Raw genomic sequence first — 22,828 nt, 5'->3', positions numbered from 1 at the left:
CGGGGAGCCAGGGATCCTGCGTTCCCCGCTGATCTTTTTAGAGAGGTTTACGCTTGTTTGACCGTTATGACGCCGGTGAGCAGGCGGTGCTGGTACACATCTATTTTTCGCAAGACAAAGATATGGAAGACCTCCAGGAGTTTGAATCTCTGGTCTCTTCCGCCGGTGTCGAAGCAATGCAGGTGATTACCGGTAGCCGTAAAGCGCCGCACCCGAAGTACTTTGTTGGTGAAGGTAAAGCAGTTGAAATTGCGGATGCCGTAAAAGCAACCGGCGCATCAGTCGTGCTGTTTGATCATGCGCTGTCTCCGGCTCAGGAACGTAACCTGGAAGCTCTCTGCGAATGTCGTGTTATCGATCGCACGGGGTTGATCTTAGATATTTTTGCTCAGCGTGCGCGTACCCACGAGGGTAAGTTGCAGGTTGAGCTGGCGCAGTTGCGCCATCTGGCGACGCGTCTGGTGCGTGGCTGGACACACCTTGAAAGACAAAAAGGCGGGATTGGTTTACGTGGCCCGGGTGAAACCCAGCTCGAAACCGACCGTCGTTTGCTGCGTGGCCGTATAACCCAGATCCTTTCTCGTCTGGAGCGTGTCGAGAAACAGCGCGAACAGGGGCGTCGGGCGCGAACCAAAGCCGACATCCCAACGGTGTCGCTGGTGGGCTATACCAACGCCGGTAAATCCACCCTGTTTAACCAGATAACCGAGGCCCAGGTGTATGCCGCAGACCAGCTGTTTGCGACCCTGGACCCTACGCTGCGCCGTATTGACGTCGCAGACGTCGGTGAAACGGTACTGGCGGATACCGTAGGGTTTATCCGCCATCTGCCGCACGATCTGGTGGCGGCGTTTAAAGCGACGTTGCAGGAGACGCGTCAGGCGACCCTGCTGCTGCACGTGATTGATGCGGCTGACGTACGCGTGCAGGAGAACATCGACGCGGTGAATGTGGTGCTCGAAGAGATTGACGCCCACGAAATTCCCACTTTGTTGGTGATGAACAAGATCGATATGCTGGACGATTTCGAACCGCGTATTGACCGAGATGAAGAGAACAAACCAATTCGGGTCTGGCTATCTGCTCAGGCCGGGATTGGTGTGCCACTGCTTTTCCAGGCTTTGACAGAACGTCTTTCCGGTGAGGTAGCTCAGCACACGCTGCGACTGCCGCCACAGGAAGGCAGGCTGCGTAGCCGGTTTTATCAGCTTCAGGCGATAGAAAAAGAGTGGATGGAGGATGACGGCAGCGTGGGGATGCAGGTGCGTATGCCGATCGTTGACTGGCGTCGCCTCTGTAAACAAGAACCTGCGCTGGCGGACTATATCGTCTGATCAGAAAGGGGAAGCCTGAAAAATTCGCCCTTGCATAACAAATATGGAGCATATACATGGCGTGGAATCAGCCCGGTAATAACGGACAAGACCGCGACCCGTGGGGAAGCAGCAATAATCAAGGCGGCAACTCTGGGGGAAATGGCAACAAAGGTGGTCGCGAGCAGGGGCCGCCGGATCTGGATGATATCTTCCGCAAACTGAGCAAAAAGCTTGGTGGCCTTGGCGGAGGAAAAGGTTCTGGCTCGGGTGGCAACTCCACTCAGAGTCCGCGCCCGCCTATGGGTGGCCGCGTAGTAAGCATTGTGGCCGCGGCAGTAGTCATCATCTGGGCAGCCAGCGGGTTCTACACCATTAAAGAAGCAGAGCGCGGCGTGGTAACCCGTTTCGGTAAGTTCAGCCATCTGGTTGAGCCGGGCCTGAACTGGAAACCGACCTTCATTGATAACGTGACCGCAGTGAACGTGGAGTCCGTCCGTGAACTGGCGGCGTCTGGCGTGATGTTGACCTCTGACGAAAACGTGGTGCGCGTTGAGATGAACGTCCAGTACCGCGTGACCGATCCTGAGCGTTATCTGTTTAGCGTGACCAGCGCGGATGACAGCCTGCGTCAGGCGACCGACAGTGCCCTGCGTGGCGTGATCGGTAAATACACCATGGACCGTATCCTGACCGAAGGTCGTACCGTTATTCGTAGCGATACCCAGCGCGAGCTGGAAGAGACCATCCGTCCGTACAACATGGGTATCACCCTGCTGGATGTCAACTTCCAGGCTGCACGTCCGCCGGAAGAGGTGAAAGCGGCGTTTGACGATGCGATTGCCGCGCGTGAAAACGAACAGCAGTACATCCGTGAAGCGGAAGCGTACACCAACGAAGTTCAGCCGCGTGCAAACGGTCAGGCGCAGCGTATTCTGGAAGAAGCGCGCGCGTATAAGACCCAGACCATCCTGGAAGCACAGGGTGAAGTGGCTCGCTTCGCGAAGATCCTGCCGGAATATAAAGCCGCGCCGGAAATTACCCGTGAGCGTCTCTATATCGAGACCATGGAAAAAGTGCTGAGCCATACGCGTAAAGTGCTGGTTAACGACAACAAAGGCGGAAACCTGATGGTCCTGCCGCTGGATCAGATGCTTAAAGGCGGTTCTGCACCGGCAGCAAAAGACAACAGCGGAGCCAACAACCTGCTGCGTCTGCCGCCAGCCTCGTCTGGTAGCTCCAGCGCGAACACAACGCCTTCTTCGAACGATGGTGACATTATGGACCAACGCCGTGCTAACGCGCAGCGTAACGACTACCAGCGTCAGGGGGAATAAGGATGCGTAAGTCAGTTATTGCGATCATCATCATCGCACTGGTCGTGCTCTACACCTCCATCTTTGTGGTGAAAGAGGGCGAACGTGGGATCAAGTTCCAGTTTAGCAGCGTCGTGCGTGACGGCGACAAGCGTCCGGTGATCTACGAGCCGGGTCTGCACTTCAAGGTGCCTTTCATTCAGTCAGTCAAAACGCTCGACGCACGTATCCAGACCATGGATAACCAGGCCGACCGTTTCGTGACTAAAGAGAAGAAAGACCTGATCGTTGATTCCTACATCAAATGGCGTATCAGCGACTTCAGCCGCTACTTCCTGGCAACCGGCGGTGGTGATGTTTCTCAGGCAGAAGTGCTGCTGAAACGTAAGTTCTCTGACCGTCTGCGTTCTGAAATTGGTCGTCTGGATGTAAAAGACATCGTGACCGACTCCCGTGGTCGTCTGACCCTGGAAGTGCGTGATGCGTTGAACTCAGGTACAGCGGGTACCGAAGACGAAGTGGAAACACCGGCAGCGGATGACGCGATTGCCAAAGCGGCTGAACGCGTTCAGGCTGAAACCAACGGTAAAGTACCGGTGATCAACCCGAACAGTATGGCTGCACTGGGTATCGAAGTGGTTGACGTGCGTATCAAGCAGATCAACCTGCCAGCGGAGGTGTCCGAGGCGATCTACAACCGTATGCGCGCCGAGCGTGAAGCGGTAGCCCGTCGTCACCGTTCACAGGGTCAGGAAGAGGCCGAGAAACTGCGTGCCGCAGCGGACTACGAAGTGACCAAGACGCTGGCGGAATCTGAGCGTCAAGGCCGTATCCTGCGTGGTGAAGGCGATGCCGAAGCCGCGAAGCTGTTTGCCGATGCCTTCAGCCAGGATCCCGACTTCTACGCCTTTATCCGTAGCCTGCGTGCTTACGAGAATAGCTTCCAGAGCAACCAGGATGTGATGGTACTCAGCCCGGACAGCGATTTCTTCCGTTATATGAAGACGCCGACTAACGCAACGCGATAAACTCAGGCTCGTTTGAGTATTCAAACCACCGCTCTTCACGGAGCGGTGGTTTTCTTTTATAAGGATGAAAAATGAATTCAACGATCTGGCTCGCACTGGCTTTAGTTTTGGTGCTGGAAGGCCTCGGCCCGATGCTCTATCCACGCGCATGGCGACGGATGATCGCGACCATGAGCCAACTTCCGGACAATATTTTGCGTCGTTTTGGCGGTGGACTTGTGGTTGCCGGTATCGTTATCTACTACATGTTGAGGAAAACGATTGGCTGATCAAAAACTAACCGCAATCGGCATATTTTAGGGTCAAAAAGTGCTGTATATCTGAAAAAGCGATGGTAGAATCCATTTTTAAGCAAACGGTGATTTTGAAAAAAATGGGTAACAACGTCGTCGTACTGGGCACCCAATGGGGTGACGAAGGTAAAGGGAAGATTGTCGATCTTCTGACTGAACGGGCTAAATATGTTGTACGCTACCAGGGCGGTCACAACGCAGGCCATACTCTCGTAATCAACGGTGAAAAAACCGTCCTCCATCTTATTCCATCAGGCATTCTTCGCGAAAACGTCACTAGCATCATCGGTAACGGCGTTGTGCTGTCTCCAGCTGCGCTGATGAAAGAGATGAAAGGTCTGGAAGACCGTGGTATCCCTGTTCGTGAGCGTCTGCTGCTCTCCGAAGCCTGCCCGCTGATCCTGGACTATCATGTGGCGCTGGACGTGGCGCGTGAAAAAGCGCGTGGCGCGAAAGCGATCGGCACTACCGGTCGTGGCATCGGCCCGGCATACGAAGATAAAGTGGCTCGTCGCGGTCTGCGCGTGGGCGACCTCTTCGACAAAGCGACCTTCGCTGAAAAACTGAAAGAAGTGATGGAATATCACAACTTCCAGCTGGTGAATTTCTATAAAGCCGAAGCCGTTGACTACCAGAAAGTGCTGGATGACGTCATGGCGATTGCTGACATTCTTACCGGCATGGTTGTTGATGTGTCCGATCTGCTGGACCAGGCGCGCAAGCGTGGCGATTTCGTCATGTTTGAAGGTGCGCAGGGTACCCTGCTGGACATCGACCACGGTACCTATCCGTATGTAACGTCCTCTAACACCACCGCGGGTGGCGTGGCAACCGGCTCCGGCCTGGGCCCACGTTATGTGGATTACGTTCTGGGCATCATCAAAGCGTACTCCACTCGCGTGGGTGCAGGTCCATTCCCGACCGAGCTGTTTGATGAAACCGGCGAGTTCCTCTGCAAGCAGGGTAACGAGTTTGGCGCAACCACCGGTCGTCGTCGTCGTACCGGCTGGCTGGACGCCGTTGCCGTGCGTCGTGCTGTGCAGATCAACTCCCTGTCTGGCTTCTGCCTGACCAAGCTGGACGTACTGGACGGCCTGAAAGAAGTGAAAATCTGCGTGGGCTACCGTCTGCCAGATGGTCGCGAAGTGACTACCACTCCGCTGGCCGCTGACGACTGGGAAGGCATTGAGCCAATCTACGAAACCATGCCGGGCTGGTCTGAGACCACCTTCGGTGTGAAAGAACGTAGTGGCCTGCCAAAAGCTGCGCTGGACTACATTAAGCGTATTGAAGAACTGACCGAAGTGCCGATCGATATTATTTCTACCGGCCCGGATCGTACTGAAACGATGATCCTGCGCGACCCGTTCGACGCATAATCTTCGTGACTGCTGGCCTGCGGGGAAACCCGTAGGCCGGATAAGCGCAGCGCCATCCGGCGACCGCTCCTGGATCTCCGCTTTTTCGCCCCGTCTGTCAAATAAATTAGCCGCTAACTATCTGGCTGGTTTATCATCATTAATGAATATCTCTGCGGTTTGACCGCGTTTTCCCTTTTTCCTGAGGTTGATGTGCAGTTAACAAGTTTCACCGATTACGGCTTACGCGCGCTGATTTACATGGCGTCGTTACCCGATGGGAAGATGACCAGCATCTCTGAAGTCACAGAGGTGTACGGTGTGTCCCGTAATCATATGGTCAAAATAATCAATCAACTTAGTCGTGCCGGATACGTTGCTGCCGTCCGCGGGAAGAATGGAGGGATCCGTCTCGGTAAACCGGCACAGAGTATCCGTATCGGCGATGTGGTACGTGAACTGGAGCCGCTATCTCTGGTGAACTGTAGCAGTGCGTTTTGCCACATTACGCCCGCTTGCCGCCTGAAACAGGCGCTTTCAAAGGCCGTGCAAAGTTTTCTCAAGGAACTGGATAACTACACGCTGGCCGATTTGGTTGAAGAGAATCAACCGCTTTATAAATTATTGCTGGTGGAATGAAGAAAATTTCCACCGGAGCTGACAACGGAGGAACCGACATGTCACAAGATCCTTTCCAGGAACGCGAAGCCGAAAAATACGCGAATCCTATCCCCAGCCGCGAGTTCATCATTGAACACTTAACAAAACGCGAAAAACCCGCCAATCGTGAAGAACTTGCCGTTGAATTAAACATTGAGGGTGAAGAGCAAATTGAAGCCCTTCGCCGCCGCCTGCGCGCCATGGAGCGCGACGGCCAGCTGGTCTTTACTCGTCGCCAGTGCTATGCGCTGCCAGAACGCCTCGATCTGCTGAAAGGCACCGTTATTGGTCATCGCGATGGCTTCGGCTTCCTGCGCGTGGAAGGCCGTAAAGACGACCTGTACCTCTCATCCGAACAGATGAAGATGTGTATTCACGGCGACCAGATCCTGGCGCAGCCGCTGGGTGCAGATCGTAAAGGCCGCCGCGAAGCGCGCGTGGTCCGCGTGCTGGTGCCGAAAACCAGCCAGATTGTAGGCCGTTACTTTACCGATGCGGGCGTAGGCTTTGTGGTGCCGGACGACAGCCGTCTGAGCTTCGACATTCTCATCCCGCCTGAAGAGGTGATGGGCGCACGCATGGGCTTTGTGGTAGTGGTTGAACTTACCCAGCGCCCGACCCGCCGTACCAAAGCGGTAGGTAAAATCGTCGAAGTGCTGGGCGATAACATGGGCACCGGCATGGCCGTTGATATGGCGCTGCGCACCCATGAAATTCCTTACGTCTGGCCGAAAGCGGTTGAAGACCAGATCGAAAACCTGCGTGAAGAAGTGCCGGAAGAGTCCAAAGCAGGCCGCATGGATCTGCGCGATCTGCCGCTGGTCACCATTGATGGTGAAGACGCCCGCGACTTCGATGATGCCGTGTACTGTGAGAAAAAACGCGGTGGTGGCTGGCGTCTGTGGGTGGCTATCGCGGATGTGAGTTATTACGTACGTCCACACACGCCGCTGGATAACGAAGCGCGCAGCCGCGGTACGTCAGTATACTTCCCGTCGCAGGTTGTACCGATGCTGCCAGAAGTGCTCTCGAACGGCCTGTGTTCCCTCAACCCGCAGGTGGACCGCCTGTGTATGGTCTGCGAAATGACCATCTCCAGCAAGGGACGTCTGACGGGCTATAAGTTCTACGAAGCGGTGATGAGTTCTCATGCGCGCCTGACCTATACCAAGGTCTGGCATATGTTGCAGGGCGATCAGGATCTTCGCGAACAGTACGCGCCGCTGGTCAAACACATCGAAGAGCTGCACAACCTCTACAAAACGCTGGATCAGGCGCGCGAAGAGCGCGGTGGGATTTCGTTTGAGAGTGAAGAGGCGAAATTCATCTTTAACGCTGAGCGTCGTATCGAGCGAATCGAGCAGACTCAGCGTAACGATGCGCACAAGCTGATTGAAGAGTGTATGATCCTGGCGAACATCTCGGCGGCACGTTTCGTTGAGAAAGCCAAAGAGCCTGCGCTGTTCCGTATTCACGACAAGCCAACCACGGAAGCCGTAACCTCGTTCCGTTCCGTGCTGGCCGAACTCGGCCTGGAGCTGCCTGGCGGCAATAAGCCTGAGCCACGCGATTATGCCGAGCTGCTGGAATCCATCAGCGATCGTCCTGACGCGGAAATGCTGCAAACCATGCTGCTGCGTTCCATGAAGCAGGCGATTTACGATCCGGAAAACCGGGGCCACTTTGGTCTGGCGTTACAGTCGTATGCGCACTTTACCTCGCCGATTCGCCGTTATCCGGATCTGTCCCTGCACCGTGCGATCAAGTATCTGCTGGCGCACGAGCAGGGTCACAAAGGCAATACGACCGAAACCGGTGGGTATCACTACTCCATGGAAGAGATGCTGCAACTGGGCCAGCACTGTTCCATGACCGAGCGTCGTGCGGATGAAGCAACGCGCGACGTGGCGGACTGGCTGAAGTGTGACTTTATGCTGGATCAGGTGGGTAACGTCTTTAAAGGTGTGATTGCCAGCGTCACCGGCTTTGGCTTCTTCGTACGTCTGGATGAGCTGTTTATCGACGGTCTGGTGCACGTTTCCAGCCTTGATAACGATTACTACCGCTTCGACCAGGTCGGACAACGTCTGATCGGTGAATCCGGCGGTCAGACCTACCGTCTGGGCGATCGGGTGGAAGTGAAGGTAGAAGCCGTGAATATGGACGACCGTAAAATCGACTTCAGCCTCATCTCCAGCGAACGTGCTCCGCGTAACGTCGGGAAAACCGAGCGTGAGAAAGCGAAAAAAGGCGGCAACGGTAAAGCGGGCGGCAAGCGACGTCAGGCAGGTAAAAGAGTAAACTTTGAGCCAGACAGCGCCTTCCGTGGCGAGAAGCAGCAGAAGCCCAAGGCGGCGAAAAAAGACGCTCGTAAAGCGAAAAAACCGTCGACCAAGACCCAAAAAATAGCGGCCGCAACCAAAGCGAAGCGCGCGGCGAAGAAACAGCAGGCGGAGTAATTTCCCCTCACCCTGACCCTCTCCCCAACGGGGAGAGGGAAAATATTTATTACGAGAACCATCAATGAGTGAAATGATTTACGGCATCCACGCGGTGCAGGCCCTGCTGGAGCGCGCGCCGGAGCGTTTTCAGGAAGTTTTTATTCTGAAAGGGCGTGAAGACAAACGTCTGATGCCGCTGATCCACGCGCTGGAAGCGCAGGGCGTCGTGATCCAGCTGGCGAACCGCCAGTATCTGGATGAGAAAAGCGAAGGTGCTGTACACCAGGGCATTATCGCGCGCGTGAAGCCGGGCCGTCAGTATCAGGAGAACGATCTGCCGGATCTGATCGCTGAGCTGGATAACCCGTTCTTCCTGATCCTCGATGGCGTAACCGACCCGCACAACCTGGGCGCGTGCCTGCGTAGCGCCGATGCAGCAGGCGTGCATGCGGTGATTGTGCCAAGAGATCGTTCCGCGCAGCTTAACGCTACCGCTAAAAAAGTCGCCTGCGGCGCGGCGGAAAACGTCCCGTTGATCCGCGTGACTAACCTGGCGCGCACCATGCGTCTGTTGCAGGAAGAAAATATCTGGATCGTAGGAACAGCCGGTGAAGCGGATCACACCCTGTACCAGAGCAAAATGACTGGCCGTATGGCGCTGGTGATGGGAGCGGAAGGCGAAGGTATGCGTCGTCTGACGCGCGAGCACTGCGATGAGCTGATCAGCATCCCGATGGCGGGCAGCGTATCGTCCCTGAACGTTTCTGTTGCGACGGGTATCTGCCTGTTTGAAGCGGTGCGTCAGCGCGGGTAGCCTGTTGTGCCGGGTGGCGGCTTCGCCTTACCCGGCCTACAAAAGCATGGTACCGTAGGCCCGGTAAGCGCAGCGCCACCGGGCAACAATCTCACTCCTCTAACGACCGCAAATGGTCATCCTTTCTCAGCGTCATCAGCGCGAAAATACTCACCACCGCCGTTGCCATCACGTAGTACGCCGGAATATCCAGATTGCCCGTCTCTTTAATCAGCCCGGTAATGATCAGCCCCGCACAGCCCGAGAAGATCGCATTCGACAGAGAATAGGCCAGCCCCAGCCCGGTATAACGCACGCGCGTCGGGAACATCTCAGACAGCATTGCCGGCCCCGGCCCTGCCAGCATCCCAACCAGACCTCCCGCAATCAACACCACAATCGCTTTGACAGCCAGCGTGCTGGAGTCCGCCTGCAAAATTTTCAGCAGCGGCAGGGCAAGGATCAGCAGGAGCACGGTGGCGATAATCATCACCGTCCGCCGCCCGATCCTGTCGCTCAGTATGCCCGACGGAATGATCGTGAGCGCAAACCCAATGTTAGAAATCACCGCAATCAGCAGCGCCTGGTTAAAACCGGTGTGCAGCGCAGATTGCAGATAGGTCGGCATAATCACCAGATAGGTATAACCCGCCGCAGACCAGACCATCACGCGACCAATGCCCATCAGAATGGTTTTGAACGTGGCGGCGGTGCTGGCCTGAGTAACAACCGGTTTTTCCCGTTGCTGCACAAAGCTCGGTGTCTCTTCCATGCTTACCCGCAGCCATAGCGCGACCGCACCCATCAGCAACGCCAGGAAGAACGGAATGCGCCAGCCCCAGTCGTGCAAGGCTTCAGGGGAGAGAAGGGCAGAGAGCAACGCGACAATGCCTGCGCCTGCTAACAGCCCGAGCGCCACGGTGAAGGACTGCCATGCCCCGTAAAGACCGCGCTTGCCGCGCGGGGCGAACTCCGTCATCAACGAGACCGCGCCGCCATACTCACCGCCCGCGAACAGTCCTTGCAGAATACGCAGGAGTGTAACGATCAGCGGCGCGGCAATCCCGATACTGGCGTATACCGGCACAATACCGATGGCAGCGGTGGCGAGCGTCATCAATACCAGCACAATAATCAGCGTCGGTTTACGGCCAATCCTGTCGCCAATGCGGCCAAAGACCACCGCACCCAGCGGGCGGAAGAAGAAAGCGATGGCGAATGAGGCCCAGGTGAGGATCAGGCTGGTGAGCTCCGCTTCCCCCTCAAGCTGGAAGAAGTTTCTGGCAATCACCGTTGCCAGAAAACCATAGACCGCAAATTCATACCACTCGATGAAATTACCGATGGAGCCTGCAATTAATGCACGCTTGTGCGCATCCTGTTGCATAACGATCCTCACAAAAACGGGGTAAGAATAAATTATTCAGCATTAGTGAAGTAATGAAATAGTTTATTCTTATGTTCTGTGAGCTATTTCACGAATGATATCAACATGATCGTCATCGTGTGACCCCCCTCCCATGCAGCGTGCATGCCCTCTGTCCATACTTATCTTTATTGCCAATGAAAGGAGGGAGACAGCATGCACTGGCAGACACATACCGTTTTTAATCAACCTGCACCGCTATCGAACAGCAACCTTTTTCTCTCTGATTGCGCCCTGCGCGATGCGGTAGCGCGCGAAGGGGCTGAGTGGGATGTGGATCTTCTTGCCAGCATCGGCCAGCAGTTGGGTACGGCAGAGTCGCTGGAGCTGGGCAGACTGGCGAACGTTAATCCGCCGGAGCTGCTGCGTTATGACGCCACGGGAGCGAGGCTGGATGACGTCCGCTTTCATCCGGCATGGCATCTTCTGATGCAGGGGCTTTGCGCCAACCGGGTGCACAACCTGGCGTGGGAGGAGGAGGCGCGGAAAGGATCGTTCGTCGCCAGGGCCGCGCGTTTCGTACTTCATGCTCAGGTGGAGGCGGGAACGCTTTGCCCGGTGACCATGACCTTTGCGGCTACGCCGCTGTTGCAACAGTCGCTGCCCAAACCGTTTCATGAGTGGTTAACGCCGCTAATGAGCGATCGCTACGACCCCCATCTCGCGCCGGGGGCGCAAAAGCGCGGCCTGCTGATCGGCATGGGGATGACGGAAAAGCAGGGCGGTTCGGACGTACTCAGTAATACCACCAAAGCAGAGAAATGCAGTGATGGCAGTTACCGACTGGTGGGGCACAAATGGTTTTTCTCCGTGCCGCAGAGCGATGCGCATCTGGTGCTGGCGCAGGCGAAGGGCGGGTTGTCCTGCTTTTTTGTCCCGCGTTTCTTACCCGACGGGCAACGTAATGCCGTGCGCCTTGAGCGTCTGAAGGACAAGCTCGGCAACCGCTCAAATGCCAGCAGTGAGGCTGAATTTCTTGATGCTTCCGGCTGGCTGCTGGGCGAAGAGGGGGAAGGCGTCCGGCAAATTCTGAAGATGGGCGGGCTGACGCGCTTTGACTGCGCGCTGGGCAGCCACGGACTGATGCGCCGTGCGCTCTCTGTGGCGCTTTATCATGCCCATCAGCGGCAGACCTTCGGCAAAAATCTGATCGACCAGCCGTTAATGCGCGACGTGCTAAGCCGTATGGCGCTGGTGCTGGAGGGACACACGGCACTGCTGTTCCGACTCGCCCGGGCGTGGGACAACCGCAACGACCCGCAGGAAGCCGCATGGGCGCGGCTTTTCACTCCGGCGGCAAAATACAGCGTCTGCAAAGCGGGTATACCGTTTGTGGCAGAGGCAATGGAGGTGCTGGGCGGTGCAGGCTATTGCGAAGAGAGTGAGCTTCCGCGGTTGTACCGTGAAATGCCCGTCAACAGCATCTGGGAAGGCTCTGGCAATATTATGTGCCTGGATGTACTGCGCGTGCTGGCGAAGCAGCCGGGCATTCTCGACCTGCTCGCCGATGATTTCGCGCAGGTCAAAGGTCAGGACAGGCACTTCGATCGCAGCTGGCGTCAGCTACAGCAGAAGCTGCGGAAACCGCAGGAAGCGCAGGGCAGGGAGATCGCGCAGCAGCTCTTTTTACTCGGGGCCGGAAGTCAAATGCTGCGGCACGCATCGCCGCCCGTGGCGCAGGCGTGGTGCCGCATGATGCTGGATACCCGGGGCGGCACGCTGATGAGCGAGCAGGTGCAAAACGACCTGCTGCTGCGCGCCACGGGCCGGGTCGGTTAAGCCTTCAGCTGGAACAGGCTCACCAGCCGGGTGAGATGTGAACCCTTCTCGCGCAGCGTCTGTGCTGTCTGCTCGCTGCGTGAGATGCGATCGGCATTGATGTGCGATGCCTCACCGATGTGCGTCATCGCCAGATTCACCTGGCCAATTCCCGCCGACTGCTCGCGGGAGGCGTGGTTGATCTCGGTGACAAGCTGGCTGATGTTATCGATATGAACAATGATGGCATCCATCGCCAGACGCGTCTGCTCAGACAGCGCATGGCCTTCGCTCACCTTGTTCAGCGTATCCCCAATCAGCTGTTCAATCTCTTTTACCGCGTTGGCGCTGCGTGCGGCCAGGGCGCGTACCTCTTGCGCCACCACTGCGAAACCTTTCCCGTGCTCGCCCGCCCGCGCCGCCTCAACCGCCGCATTGAGCGCCAGGATATTGGTCTGGAAAGCGATGGACTCAATCACGCGGGTGATGTCTTCAATGCGTTTCGATGCATCGCGAATATCATCCATGGTGGAGACTGCGTGGGTCACCGTCTCTCCACCCTGATGCACCGCGCGCGAGGTTTCACCCACCAGCTGCTGCGTTTGCTCCATGTTGGCGGCATTTTGCTGCACGGTGGCGGCTAATTGCTCCATGCTGGCGGAGGTCTCCTCAACGCTGCTGGCCTGCTTGTTGATCTGTTCAGATATCTCGCCGGTGTCTGAAGCCAGCGCGTTAGTCCCCAGATGGATCTCGCTTGCGGCCTCGCGGACCTGCAACACAATTTTTTGCAGGCCTTCCCCGATCCCGTTGATGGCGTCAATCAGCTGGCCGACTTCATCCTGGCGGGTAACCGGCAGGCTGGCGCGCAGATCGCCTGCGGCATACTGCCGGGCAAGCGCGATCACCTCGCGCAGTGGGCGGGTTAGCATCCGGCGAATGAGGATAACGAACAGGCCCGCGAAGAGAGCGGATAGCACCACGCCCGCCATCAGGAAGCGATCGCGCAGTGTGGTGACGCTTGAAAGCAGTACGGCTTTATCCACTTCACCCACGATGGTCCAGTTCCAGCCCGGCAGCGGCGTGTAGGCAACTTTGAGCGTACGGCCATCCGCGCTCACGCGTTCCAGTGTGCCGGCTTTATCACTCAGAAGCTGCTGCTGTGTCGCCGTGTCCCAGTTAGGCAGTTTGCCCTCTTCGCTGGCATGGAACAGATACTGTCCGCGCGTTTTGCCGCTACTGCGATCCAGTACAAAGAAGTGACCGCTCTCGCCCAGACGACGGTTAAGGATTTTCTCGCGCATGACGTTCCACGAATGGGTGATGTCCACGCCGACAAAGATAATCCCGATAACCTGGCCTTCCGCATTCTTAACAGGCTGGTACTGCGTGATATAGCGCTTGCCGAACAGCAGCGCGAGGCCACGATAGACCTCCCCTTTAGTGACGGCGGCAAATGCCGGGCTGGTGGTATCAAGAACGGTTCCGATCGCGCGGTCACCATTCTCTTTGCGCAGCGACGTCGCCACGCGGACAAAATCGTTACCGCTGCGGACAAACAGCGTCGAGATGGCTCCCGTTCGGCTCAGGAAGTCATCAGAAAGCGTATTGTTTTCATGCAGCTCCGTTTCGCCGCCTTTCAGCAAAGGAACGGTAAGCCCATTTATGGTCCGGCTCTGGCTGCTGTCGCTGTTTAATGGCTGTGGCAAAAAGGTGGTGAACAGACGGGTATAGCTTTCAACCTCTTCGCTCAGGCTGGTGTTGAACATCTCTACCATATCCACCATGCCGGTGGACTGGTTATGCAGGTCTTCAACCGCAAGATCTTCAAGCTGCTGGCTGGCGTTGTGGCTCAACAGGAAAGTGAACAGCAAAAAAAGCGTAGCGACACTTACACCTGTTAGCAGCGATAGCTTCGTGCCCAGTCCTGCCCGGCGGAAAAAGGTGATCATATATTGCTCATTATTGAAAAGTGATGGCTGTTCAACGGCAGAGCGGAGAGAACGTTTATCTGTTTAATGTAACTGAATGTTACATGTTTGTTTTTGTTGAGTTTCGGGAGAGATAAAAAATTTGCAAAAGTGAAAAGCCACTAAAATTAAGTGGCTTTTATCGGAGGGGATTATGCATAAAGAATGGCCTGCACGCGCCAGTGATTAACATGGTGATCTTCCTGCATCTGGACGATGCGATACCAGGATGCGCCCTGTTCATCCGCCTTCAGGGCGACGACACGTTCAACGTCTTGCGGACTCCCCGTGATATTATTGACGGAGATCTGACCAATCTCATTCAGGCCCGTGACGCAATCCGCGCTGGCAAATTCAGCCGACTGCGCCGTGGTGCTCAGCAGGCCCGCTGAAAGCAATAGCGTCGTTAAAGCAAGGGTTCGTTTCATCGTCAGCTCCTTTTCACGTGTCTCCGGTATCCGCCGGGCAATCCTTCGCGAACAAACTCATTTCCATTGTTGCTGGCATGGAGTTTATTGTGGACAGGAAAATGTCTACGGACGCAAAGCAGTGTAAAGGTCGTTCAAATGATGATGCTCACTTACGGTACAAAATGCCTTGCGCATACCACTGTCCCGTAATAATGGTTTCATCAATCATCGTGATGACGTAATAATCTGCTTTTGCGGCAACGGCCTGTGCTTCAATTGCGTCTTCTGCATCATCCGGTGAACCGCGAACCATCGCGGATACGGTTCCCAGGCGTTGTAATCCTTCCGTCTGATTACGACGAATCTCCTGAGGATGATCGGTAACCGGCGGTGCCGGCTCTGGCGTACCCTGCAATACGGAACATCCGCTGAGCAGTGAGACCAGCAATAAAGCGGTAAGCCTGCGCATAAACCTGTCTCTTTTCCTGATAGCCATAGTGTAGTGGTCTGCGAATTTAGTTTTGGGGGAATGTTCCCGAAGTGTTATCTGGGACGTAGATTTCGAATGAAAATATCGTGAAACCGTAATCCAGCTCTCAACATTATGAATCATTCATCAGCACAGGATCGACAATGATTGAAATTGAAACTCGCCTGCTAAGTGAGCATGAAATCATCCATGCTTTTCCGGCTGGTAAAGGTGAACAGCCGCTGCCGACGGTAGTTTTCTATCATGGTTTTCTCTCCTCAAAGCTGGTCTACAGCTATTTTTCCGTCGCGCTGGCGCAGGCCGGTTTCCGGGTGGTCATGCCTGATGCGCCGAATCATGGGGCACGCTTTACGGGCGATGAACAGGCGCGGCTGGGGCTGTTCTGGCAAACGCTGCACGGCAATCTGACCGAGTTCGCCGGGCTGCGTGACGCGCTTTTACAGGCCGGGCTGGTGGAGGGGAAACGGCTGGCGGTCGCAGGCGCATCAATGGGCGGAATGACGGCGCTGGGGCTCATGGCCAGGCATCCGGAGGTGACGTCCGTGGCTTGCCTGATGGGATCGGGCTACTTTATGTCACTGGCAAAGACGCTGTTCCCGCCGCAGGCACCTCAGGAGATTGAGGCCCTGTTGTCTGAATGGGACGTCAGCCATGCGCTTTCGCAGCTGGCCGATCGTCCCCTGCTGCTGTGGCATGGGGATGCCGACGATGTCGTACCGCCCGGTGAAACGTTCCGTCTGCAACAGGCGCTACAGCGTGAAGGGCTGGACAGCAATCTGACCTGCCTGTGGGGTGCCGGTGTCCGGCACCGTATTACTCCGGCTGCGCTGGAAGCCACCGTGGAGTTTTTCCGTCAGCACCTTTAAACGCGCAGCACCGTGACACCCTGATCCTCGAGCTTGCTGAGGATCTCGGGGTTGGCGTTTTTGCCGGTGATCACCATGCTGATTTGCTCGGCGCGGCTGAAAAGCATGCCGGCGCGTTCACCGACCTTGCTGCTGTCGACCAGCACCACCAGTTTACCCACCACGTTGAGCATGTTCTGCTCTGCCATTGCGGTGAGCATATCGGTTTTATACAGGCCATCCGCCGTCAGGCCTTTGCCGCTGGTAAACATCCAGTGCCCGGCGTAGAGGCTGTTTTCACTGTCCTGCGGGCTCAGGGTTATGGACTGGCTCTTGTTATACTGACCGCCCATGATCACCACGCTTTCATGTTCCTGGTCAATGAGATAGTTGGCCAGCGGCAGATAGTTGGTAATGATTTGCACCGGCTTGCCGCACATCTCACGGCCCAGTAAAAACGCTGTCGAACCGCAGTTGATCACCACGCTCTCACCGGGATTCACCAGCTGTGATGCCGCTCTGGCAATCCGCACCTTTTCATCGTGATTCTGCGCTTGGTGAATATTCATCGGCGTCCAGCGTGGACGCTGCTGGCTGATGGCCTCTGCGCCGTTGCGGACTTTTTTCAGCTTGCCGCTTTCATCCAGCTTGTTAATGTCCCGCCGCGCGGTAGCAGGGGAGATCCCTAAACGTTCGATCACTTTCTCGACGGTGATAAACCCTGTTTGCGCCAGGAGTTCCAGTAAAATTTGATGCCGTTGCGCTTCCGTCATGAGCTATTCCGAAAAGAATTGATTTGAAAAGATGATATTTGAAATAGCATGAAATTACTAAATTAAATATGACATCGCCAGACACTGTGTCTGGCGATTGGGCTGCACAATCAGAGGAAGGACTTGAACGGCAGGTCTGGCTCAATGGTGAAGCAATCATCAAAACCACGCGGGTAGTGGTACTCGAGATTGTCTTTATCCAGCGGCCAGGTGAACTTGCCGCCAACCTGCCAGATGAACGGCTTGAAACCATATTTGAGTCGGTCTTTTTTCATCTCCCACAGGACGCGGATCTCTTGCGGATCGGCCTGGAAGTTTGACCAGATATCGTGGTGGAAGGGGATCACCACTTTGGTGTTCAGCGCTTCGGCCATGCGCAGCATGTCCGCGCTGGTCATTTTGTCGGTAATCCCTCGCGGGTTTTCACCGTAAGAGCCAAGCGCCACGTCAATCTGGTGCTCGTTACCGTGCTTCGCGTAGTAGTTGGAGTAGTGAGAGTCACCGCTGTGATACAGGGAACCGCCAGGCGTTTTGAACAGGTAGTTCACTGCGCGCTCGTCCATCCCGTCAGGCAGTACGCCTGCGGCTTTCTGGTCGGCAGGCAGGGTGATCAGCGCGGTGCGATCAAAGGCATCCAGCGCGTGAATTTCAACGTCTTTGATTTTCACCACGTCGCCCGGCTTCATCACAATGCAGCGCTCTTTTGGCACGCCCCAGCCAATCCACAAATCCACGCAGGTCTGCGGCCCGATAAAGGGTACGTCGTCCGCGCAGTTTTGCATTACCGCTGCCGCCACGTTCACGTCGATATGATCGTTGTGATCGTGGGTAGAGAGAACGGCGTCGATCTGGCGAATGGCGAAAGGATCAAGCACAAAAGGCGTGGTGCGCAGGTTCGGCTGGAGCTTTTCAACGCCGGCCATACGCTGCATCTGGTGGCCTTTTTTCATCAGTGGATTGCCGTGGCTCTGTTTGCCGGTGCCGCACCAGAAATCGACACAAATGTTGGCGCCGCCTTCTGATTTCAGCCAGATCCCGGTGCATCCAAGCCACCACATCGCAAATGTGCCAGGAGCAACCTGTTCCTGCTCGATCTCTTCGTTCAGCCAGCTACCCCACTCCGGAAAGGTACTCAAAATCCATGATTCACGGGTGATGGTTTTCACTTTACTCATCGTTTGACTCCTGGTTTTAATCAAAAGTAATCATACTGTGACTTGTTGTGATTAATGCTGGCACTGTTTGAATCGATTTTCAATGGCTGATTTGCGGAAAATTTCCCTCACCACATCACAGAAAATACACCTCGTCGTTGTTAAGATAACCGCTACATATAATTAATATATTGAAAATTAAGAATTTATTTATCTTTCTGGATCGGTAGTGAAAATCATTACTAACTCCATGGAAATAAATTGCGTGATCCGTCACAAATAATCAAATGCAATCTTGTGGTGATTATTTGTGATTAATAGAGTGATGACACCAACCACACAGGGATTGCCCCTCGTGTTCTCATTTTCTGGAGAGAGTTATGGAGATCCTCTACAACGTCTTTACCGTTTTCTTTAATCAGGTAATGACCAACGCCCCGCTGTTGCTGGGTATCGTGACGTGCCTGGGGTACATCCTGCTGCGCAAAAGCGTCAGCGTGATTATCAAAGGCACCATCAAAACCATCATTGGTTTTATGCTGTTGCAGGCGGGGTCTGGCATTCTGACCAGCACGTTTAAGCCGGTCGTTGCCAAAATGTCTGAGGTATATGGCATTAACGGCGCCATCTCTGACACTTACGCGTCCATGATGGCCACCATCGATCGCATGGGGGATGCGTACAGCTGGGTTGGGTATGCGGTACTGCTCGCGCTGGCGCTGAACATCATTTACGTGCTCCTGCGCCGCATCACCGGTATTCGCACCATCATGCTCACCGGGCACATCATGTTCCAGCAGGCGGGGCTGATTGCCGTTTCTCTCTATATCTTCGGCTACCCAATGTGGACCACGGTCATCTGCACGGCAGTGCTGGTCTCGCTTTACTGGGGCATCACCTCCAACATGATGTATAAGCCAACGCAGGACGTTACTGACGGCTGCGGCTTCTCCATCGGTCACCAACAGCAGTTCGCCTCCTGGATTGCGTACAAAGTTGCACCGTACCTGGGTAAAAAAGAGGAGAGTGTTGAAGACCTCAAATTGCCTGGCTGGTTGAATATCTTCCACGACAACATCGTCTCCACGGCGATTGTGATGACCCTTTTCTTCGGTGCCATCCTGCTCTCCTTTGGCATTGACGTGGTGCAGGCGATGGCGGGTAAAACTCACTGGACGGTCTATATCCTGCAAACCGGTTTCTCCTTTGCCGTGGCCATTTTCATCATCACTCAGGGCGTGCGTATGTTCGTCGCCGAGCTGTCGGAAGCGTTCAACGGTATCTCTCAGCGCCTGATCCCTGGCGCGGTGCTGGCGATTGACTGTGCGGCTATCTATAGCTTTGCGCCAAACGCCGTCGTCTGGGGCTTTATGTGGGGCACCATCGGCCAGCTGATTGCGGTCGGCATCCTGGTGGGCTGTGGCTCCTCAATCCTGATTATTCCTGGCTTTATCCCGATGTTCTTCTCCAACGCCACTATCGGCGTGTTTGCTAACCACTTCGGCGGATGGCGCGCCGCGCTCAAGATCTGCCTGGTGATGGGCATGGTTGAAATCTTCGGGTGCGTGTGGGCGGTCAAGCTCACCGGCATGAGCGCCTGGATGGGCATGGCGGACTGGTCAATTCTGGCGCCGCCGATGATGCAGGGCTTTGCGTCCGTCGGGCTGGTCTTTATGGCCGTCATCATCCTGATTGCACTGACTTATATGTTCTTCGCTGGCCGTTCGCTGCGAGCTGAAGAAGATGCGGAAAAACAAACAGCAGAAGTTTCTGCTCACTAAGGAGTTTCGATTATGACCGTACGTATCCTGGCTGTGTGTGGCAATGGGCAAGGAAGCTCCATGATCATGAAAATGAAAGTGGACCAGTTTTTAACCCAGTCAAACATTGACCACACGGTGAACAGCTGCGCAGTGGGTGAATACAAAAGTGAACTGAACGGCGCGGACATCATCATCGCTTCAACGCACATTGCCGGCGAGATTAGCGTGTCGGGCAACAAATACGTGGTAGGCGTGCGCAACATGCTGTCGCCTGCAGATTTTGGGCCAAAACTGCTGGAAGTGCTCAAAGAGCACTTCCCACAAGACGTGAAGTAAGGATGCCACATGAAACTACGTGATTCGCTGGCTGAGAATAACTCCATCCTTTTACAGGCCGAAGCCAGTACCTGGCAGGAAGCGGTGAAGCTGAGCGTGGACCTGCTGGTTAAGGCGGACGTTGTCGAGCCGCGTTATTACCAGGCCATCCTGGATGGCGTGGCGCAGCACGGCCCCTATTTTGTGATTGCCCCGGGGCTGGCAATGCCGCATGGCCGCCCGGAAGAGGGTGTCAAGAAAACCGGTTTTGCGCTGGTGACGCTGAAAACCCCGCTGGTGTTCAACCACGAAGATAACGACCCGGTCGACATTCTGATCACCATGGCAGCTGTCGATGCCAACACCCACCAGGAGGTGGGCATCATGCAGATCGTTAACCTGTTTGATGACGAAGCTAATTTTGACCGTTTACGTGCCTGCCGTACCGCGCAGGACGTGCTGGATTTAATTGATAACGCCACTGCGGCGGCCGTTTAAGAGGAATTGAAAATGTCATTACCAATGTTGCAGGTCGCGCTGGATAACCAGACGCTGTCTCACGCTTACGAAACCACCCGTCTGATTGCGGAAGAGGTGGACATCATCGAAGTCGGCACCATTCTGTGCGTGGGCGAAGGCGTTCGTGCGGTTCGTGACCTGAAGGCGCTCTATCCGCATAAAATCGTGCTGGCGGATGCCAAAATTGCCGATGCGGGCAAAATTCTCTCTCGCATGTGCTTTGAAGCCAACGCCGACTGGGTCACCGTGATCTGCTGTGCAGATATCAACACTGCGAAAGGCGCGCTGGACGTGGCGAAAGAGTTCAACGGCGACGTGCAGATTGAACTGACCGGCTTCTGGACCTGGGAGCAGGCACAGGAGTGGCGCGAAGCGGGTATCCAGCAGGTGGTTTATCACCGCAGCCGTGATGCGCAGGCCGCAGGTGTGGCGTGGGGCGAAGCCGATATCAACGCGATCAAACGCCTGGCCGATATGGGCTTCAAAGTGACCGTGACCGGTGGTCTGGCGCTGGAAGATCTGCCGCTGTTCAAGGGTATTCCAATCCACGTCTTTATTGCCGGTCGTAGCATTCGCGATGCGGAATCTCCGGTGGAAGCTGCGCGTCAGTTTAAACGCTCAATCGCTCAGCTTTGGGGTTAAGGAGCGGGTATGTTGTCAAAACAGGTCCCGCTTGGCATCTATGAAAAGGCACTCCCTGCGGGGGAGTGCTGGCTGGAGCGGTTACAGCTGGCGAAGCAGCTGGGTTTCGATTTTGTCGAAATGTCGGTGGATGAGACGGACGAGCGTCTTTCTCGCCTGGACTGGCGCCGCGACCAGCGTCTGGCGCTGGTGAGCGCCATTGCCGAAACCGGCGTGCGCGTGCCGTCCATGTGCCTGAGCGCTCACCGTCGTTTTCCGCTTGGCAACGAAGATGATGCCGTACGCGCCGAAGGGCTGGAGATCATGCGTAAAGCCATTCGCTTTGCACAGGATGTTGGCATCCGCGTGATCCAACTGGCGGGTTACGATGTTTACTATCAGGAAGCCAACGATGAGACGCGCCGTCGTTTCCGTGACGGCCTGAAAGAGAGCGTTGAGATGGCAAGCCGTGCGCAGGTGACGCTGGCGATGGAGATCATGGATTATCCATTGATGAACTCCATCAGCAAGGCGCTGGGCTACGCGCACTATCTGAACAATCCGTGGTTCCAGCTTTATCCGGATATCGGCAACCTGTCGGCATGGGATAACGATGTACAGATGGAGCTTCAGGCGGGCATCGGGCATATCGTGGCGGTGCACGTAAAAGATACCCGTCCCGGCGTGTTTAAAAACGTACCGTTCGGCACCGGGGTGGTGGATTTCGAACGGTGCTTCCAGACGCTCAAACAGACAGGTTATTGCGGTCCTTACCTGATTGAGATGTGGAGCGAAACCGCGGACGACCCGGCGGCAGAAGTGGCGAAAGCCCGGGACTGGGTGCGCGAGCGCATGGCGCGGGCAGGCTTACTGGAGGCGGAACATGCTTAAGCTGAAACAGCAGGTCTTTGAGGCCAATATGGATCTCCCGCGCTATGGACTGGTGACGTTTACCTGGGGCAACGTAAGCGCCATCGATCGCGATCAGGGGCTGGTGGTGATTAAGCCGAGCGGCGTGGCCTATGACGCCATGAAAGTGGACGATATGGTGGTGGTTGACCTGGAAGGACACGTTGTTGAAGGCAAATGGCGTCCTTCTTCAGATACGGCAACCCATCTGGCGCTGTACCAGCGTTACCCGTCCCTGGGTGGTGTTGTGCATACCCATTCCACGCACGCCACCGCCTGGGCACAGGCCGGGCTGGCGATCCCTGCTTTGGGTACGACGCACGCGGACTACTTCTTCGGCGATATTCCCTGCACGCGGGCGTTAACGCAGGCTGAGGTCGAAGGCGAGTACGAACTTAACACCGGCAGGGTCATTATCGAAACGCTGGGTGAGACGGAACCACTGCATACGCCGGGTATTGTGGTGTACCAGCATGGTCCATTCTCCTGGGGTAAAGATGCGCATGACGCCGTGCATAACGCGGTGGTGATGGAAGAGGTGGCTCGAATGGCGTGGATTGCGCGCGGCATTAACCCACAGCTTCAGGGCATTGATGATTATCTGATGAACAAGCATTTCATGCGTAAGCACGGCCCGAATGCTTATTACGGGCAGAAGTGAATAAGTGCTCTGGAA

The 22,828-nt window shown here is 55.7% G+C and carries 22 protein-coding genes; 16 read left to right on the top strand and 6 right to left on the bottom strand.

Features of this window, described 5'->3' with window-relative positions:
* Positions 1-53 precede the first annotated feature (53 nt).
* From hflX to rlmB, 8 genes are all read left to right on the top strand, one after another.
* Positions 54-1,334 carry a ribosome rescue GTPase HflX gene (gene hflX / locus IPZ49_RS03725; RefSeq protein ID WP_003855991.1) on the top strand — a complete coding sequence of 427 codons (1,281 nt, stop codon included), beginning with the start codon at positions 54-56 and terminating at the stop codon, positions 1,332-1,334.
* Between the two features lie 56 nt (positions 1,335-1,390).
* On the top strand, positions 1,391-2,650 hold the full coding sequence (gene hflK, locus IPZ49_RS03720; RefSeq protein ID WP_022646820.1) for an FtsH protease activity modulator HflK: 1,260 nt from the start codon (positions 1,391-1,393) through the stop codon (positions 2,648-2,650).
* 2 nt (positions 2,651-2,652) lie between these two features.
* On the top strand, positions 2,653-3,657 hold the full coding sequence (gene hflC, locus IPZ49_RS03715) for a protease modulator HflC (RefSeq protein ID WP_022646821.1): 1,005 nt from the start codon (positions 2,653-2,655) through the stop codon (positions 3,655-3,657).
* Positions 3,658-3,728: 71 nt separating this feature from the next.
* Positions 3,729-3,926, top strand: a complete 198-nt coding sequence (locus IPZ49_RS03710) for a DUF2065 domain-containing protein (protein ID WP_003855996.1) — start codon at positions 3,729-3,731, stop codon at positions 3,924-3,926.
* A 104-nt stretch (positions 3,927-4,030) separates the two neighbouring features.
* Entirely contained in the window at positions 4,031-5,329 is a 1,299-nt protein-coding gene (locus IPZ49_RS03705; RefSeq protein WP_032621775.1) for an adenylosuccinate synthase, read from the top strand.
* 192 nt (positions 5,330-5,521) lie between these two features.
* Complete coding sequence (nsrR, locus tag IPZ49_RS03700) at positions 5,522-5,947, top strand: nitric oxide-sensing transcriptional repressor NsrR (RefSeq protein ID WP_003855998.1); 426 nt, start codon at positions 5,522-5,524, stop codon at positions 5,945-5,947.
* Positions 5,948-5,985: 38 nt separating this feature from the next.
* Positions 5,986-8,427 (top strand): ribonuclease R, encoded by a 2,442-nt coding sequence (gene rnr / locus IPZ49_RS03695; protein ID WP_063146653.1) that lies wholly within the window; start codon positions 5,986-5,988, stop codon positions 8,425-8,427.
* 64 nt (positions 8,428-8,491) lie between these two features.
* Positions 8,492-9,223 carry a 23S rRNA (guanosine(2251)-2'-O)-methyltransferase RlmB gene (gene rlmB / locus IPZ49_RS03690; RefSeq protein ID WP_003856001.1) on the top strand — a complete coding sequence of 244 codons (732 nt, stop codon included), beginning with the start codon at positions 8,492-8,494 and terminating at the stop codon, positions 9,221-9,223.
* A gap of 91 nt (positions 9,224-9,314) precedes the next feature.
* Here rlmB and IPZ49_RS03685 read toward each other — a convergent pair whose 3' ends face one another.
* A complete protein-coding gene (locus IPZ49_RS03685; protein WP_063146652.1) occupies positions 9,315-10,589 on the bottom strand; it encodes an MFS transporter in 1,275 nt (424 codons plus the stop codon).
* A 195-nt stretch (positions 10,590-10,784) separates the two neighbouring features.
* On the opposite strand from IPZ49_RS03685, the gene IPZ49_RS03680 reads away from it, so the two are divergent.
* Positions 10,785-12,407 (top strand): isovaleryl-CoA dehydrogenase, encoded by a 1,623-nt coding sequence (locus IPZ49_RS03680; protein WP_063146651.1) that lies wholly within the window; start codon positions 10,785-10,787, stop codon positions 12,405-12,407.
* Here the strand turns inward: IPZ49_RS03680 and IPZ49_RS03675 are convergent.
* The 3 genes from IPZ49_RS03675 to bsmA all read right to left on the bottom strand — a co-directional run bounded on the left by IPZ49_RS03675 (position 12,404) and on the right by bsmA (position 15,259).
* The gene (locus IPZ49_RS03675) at positions 12,404-14,335 is read right to left on the bottom strand and encodes a methyl-accepting chemotaxis protein (protein ID WP_023299139.1); all 1,932 of its coding nucleotides are present in this window, start codon (positions 14,333-14,335) and stop codon (positions 12,404-12,406) included. The two genes, IPZ49_RS03680 and IPZ49_RS03675, sit on opposite strands and share 4 nt — an antisense overlap.
* A gap of 170 nt (positions 14,336-14,505) precedes the next feature.
* Entirely contained in the window at positions 14,506-14,781 is a 276-nt protein-coding gene (gene yjfN / locus IPZ49_RS03670; protein ID WP_003856009.1) for a DUF1471 family protease activator YjfN, read from the bottom strand.
* 148 nt (positions 14,782-14,929) lie between these two features.
* Positions 14,930-15,259: a biofilm peroxide resistance protein BsmA gene (gene bsmA / locus IPZ49_RS03665; protein ID WP_003856011.1), complete on the bottom strand. Its 330-nt coding sequence runs from the start codon at positions 15,257-15,259 to the stop codon at positions 14,930-14,932.
* Positions 15,260-15,396: 137 nt separating this feature from the next.
* Between bsmA and yjfP the strand changes: the two genes are divergently transcribed.
* Positions 15,397-16,119, top strand: a complete 723-nt coding sequence (yjfP, locus tag IPZ49_RS03660; protein ID WP_063146650.1) for an esterase — start codon at positions 15,397-15,399, stop codon at positions 16,117-16,119.
* Here the strand turns inward: yjfP and ulaR are convergent.
* Positions 16,116-16,871, bottom strand: coding sequence for an HTH-type transcriptional regulator UlaR (ulaR, locus tag IPZ49_RS03655; protein ID WP_003856014.1), 756 nt, complete (start codon positions 16,869-16,871; stop codon positions 16,116-16,118). The two genes, yjfP and ulaR, sit on opposite strands and share 4 nt — an antisense overlap.
* Before the next feature lie 110 nt (positions 16,872-16,981).
* The gene (gene ulaG / locus IPZ49_RS03650) at positions 16,982-18,046 is read right to left on the bottom strand and encodes an L-ascorbate 6-phosphate lactonase (RefSeq protein WP_023299142.1); all 1,065 of its coding nucleotides are present in this window, start codon (positions 18,044-18,046) and stop codon (positions 16,982-16,984) included.
* Between the two features lie 359 nt (positions 18,047-18,405).
* Between ulaG and ulaA the strand changes: the two genes are divergently transcribed.
* The 6 genes from ulaA to IPZ49_RS03620 are packed head-to-tail and all read left to right on the top strand — an operon-like array spanning position 18,406 to position 22,813.
* Positions 18,406-19,806 (top strand): PTS ascorbate transporter subunit IIC, encoded by a 1,401-nt coding sequence (gene ulaA / locus IPZ49_RS03645; protein WP_022646831.1) that lies wholly within the window; start codon positions 18,406-18,408, stop codon positions 19,804-19,806.
* A 12-nt stretch (positions 19,807-19,818) separates the two neighbouring features.
* Positions 19,819-20,124, top strand: coding sequence for a PTS ascorbate transporter subunit IIB (ulaB, locus tag IPZ49_RS03640; protein ID WP_063146649.1), 306 nt, complete (start codon positions 19,819-19,821; stop codon positions 20,122-20,124).
* 9 nt (positions 20,125-20,133) lie between these two features.
* Positions 20,134-20,601, top strand: coding sequence for a PTS ascorbate transporter subunit IIA (gene ulaC / locus IPZ49_RS03635; RefSeq protein ID WP_003856024.1), 468 nt, complete (start codon positions 20,134-20,136; stop codon positions 20,599-20,601).
* Between the two features lie 12 nt (positions 20,602-20,613).
* The gene (gene ulaD / locus IPZ49_RS03630; RefSeq protein ID WP_022646832.1) at positions 20,614-21,264 is read left to right on the top strand and encodes a 3-keto-L-gulonate-6-phosphate decarboxylase UlaD; all 651 of its coding nucleotides are present in this window, start codon (positions 20,614-20,616) and stop codon (positions 21,262-21,264) included.
* Positions 21,265-21,273: 9 nt separating this feature from the next.
* Positions 21,274-22,134, top strand: coding sequence for an L-ribulose-5-phosphate 3-epimerase (locus tag IPZ49_RS03625; RefSeq protein ID WP_063146648.1), 861 nt, complete (start codon positions 21,274-21,276; stop codon positions 22,132-22,134).
* Positions 22,127-22,813, top strand: coding sequence for an L-ribulose-5-phosphate 4-epimerase (locus IPZ49_RS03620; protein WP_045307814.1), 687 nt, complete (start codon positions 22,127-22,129; stop codon positions 22,811-22,813). The genes IPZ49_RS03625 and IPZ49_RS03620 overlap by 8 nt, the downstream gene beginning before the upstream one ends.
* Positions 22,814-22,828: the final 15 nt, after the last annotated feature.

This window comes from Enterobacter cloacae complex sp. S2, from assembly GCF_015159675.1.
Classification (GTDB): domain Bacteria; phylum Pseudomonadota; class Gammaproteobacteria; order Enterobacterales; family Enterobacteriaceae; genus Enterobacter; species Enterobacter intestinihominis.
This window is presented reverse-complemented; position numbering and strand designations above follow the sequence as displayed.

What these genes read in the sequence shown, in the direction of transcription:
- hflK (WP_022646820.1), top strand. Translation starts at nt 1,391, where the DNA reads ATGGCGTGGAATCAGCCCGGTAATAACGGACAAGACCGCGACCCGTGG.
- hflC (WP_022646821.1), top strand. Translation starts at nt 2,653, where the DNA reads ATGCGTAAGTCAGTTATTGCGATCATCATCATCGCACTGGTCGTGCTC.
- IPZ49_RS03710 (WP_003855996.1), top strand. Translation starts at nt 3,729, where the DNA reads ATGAATTCAACGATCTGGCTCGCACTGGCTTTAGTTTTGGTGCTGGAA.
- IPZ49_RS03705 (WP_032621775.1), top strand. Translation starts at nt 4,031, where the DNA reads ATGGGTAACAACGTCGTCGTACTGGGCACCCAATGGGGTGACGAAGGT.
- rnr (WP_063146653.1), top strand. Translation starts at nt 5,986, where the DNA reads ATGTCACAAGATCCTTTCCAGGAACGCGAAGCCGAAAAATACGCGAAT.
- rlmB (WP_003856001.1), top strand. Translation starts at nt 8,492, where the DNA reads ATGAGTGAAATGATTTACGGCATCCACGCGGTGCAGGCCCTGCTGGAG.
- IPZ49_RS03685 (WP_063146652.1), bottom strand. Translation starts at nt 10,589, where the DNA reads ATGCAACAGGATGCGCACAAGCGTGCATTAATTGCAGGCTCCATCGGT.
- IPZ49_RS03680 (WP_063146651.1), top strand. Translation starts at nt 10,785, where the DNA reads ATGCACTGGCAGACACATACCGTTTTTAATCAACCTGCACCGCTATCG.
- IPZ49_RS03675 (WP_023299139.1), bottom strand. Translation starts at nt 14,335, where the DNA reads ATGATCACCTTTTTCCGCCGGGCAGGACTGGGCACGAAGCTATCGCTG.
- yjfN (WP_003856009.1), bottom strand. Translation starts at nt 14,781, where the DNA reads ATGAAACGAACCCTTGCTTTAACGACGCTATTGCTTTCAGCGGGCCTG.
- bsmA (WP_003856011.1), bottom strand. Translation starts at nt 15,259, where the DNA reads ATGGCTATCAGGAAAAGAGACAGGTTTATGCGCAGGCTTACCGCTTTA.
- yjfP (WP_063146650.1), top strand. Translation starts at nt 15,397, where the DNA reads ATGATTGAAATTGAAACTCGCCTGCTAAGTGAGCATGAAATCATCCAT.
- ulaR (WP_003856014.1), bottom strand. Translation starts at nt 16,871, where the DNA reads ATGACGGAAGCGCAACGGCATCAAATTTTACTGGAACTCCTGGCGCAA.
- ulaG (WP_023299142.1), bottom strand. Translation starts at nt 18,046, where the DNA reads ATGAGTAAAGTGAAAACCATCACCCGTGAATCATGGATTTTGAGTACC.
- ulaA (WP_022646831.1), top strand. Translation starts at nt 18,406, where the DNA reads ATGGAGATCCTCTACAACGTCTTTACCGTTTTCTTTAATCAGGTAATG.
- ulaB (WP_063146649.1), top strand. Translation starts at nt 19,819, where the DNA reads ATGACCGTACGTATCCTGGCTGTGTGTGGCAATGGGCAAGGAAGCTCC.
- ulaC (WP_003856024.1), top strand. Translation starts at nt 20,134, where the DNA reads ATGAAACTACGTGATTCGCTGGCTGAGAATAACTCCATCCTTTTACAG.
- ulaD (WP_022646832.1), top strand. Translation starts at nt 20,614, where the DNA reads ATGTCATTACCAATGTTGCAGGTCGCGCTGGATAACCAGACGCTGTCT.
- IPZ49_RS03625 (WP_063146648.1), top strand. Translation starts at nt 21,274, where the DNA reads ATGTTGTCAAAACAGGTCCCGCTTGGCATCTATGAAAAGGCACTCCCT.
- IPZ49_RS03620 (WP_045307814.1), top strand. Translation starts at nt 22,127, where the DNA reads ATGCTTAAGCTGAAACAGCAGGTCTTTGAGGCCAATATGGATCTCCCG.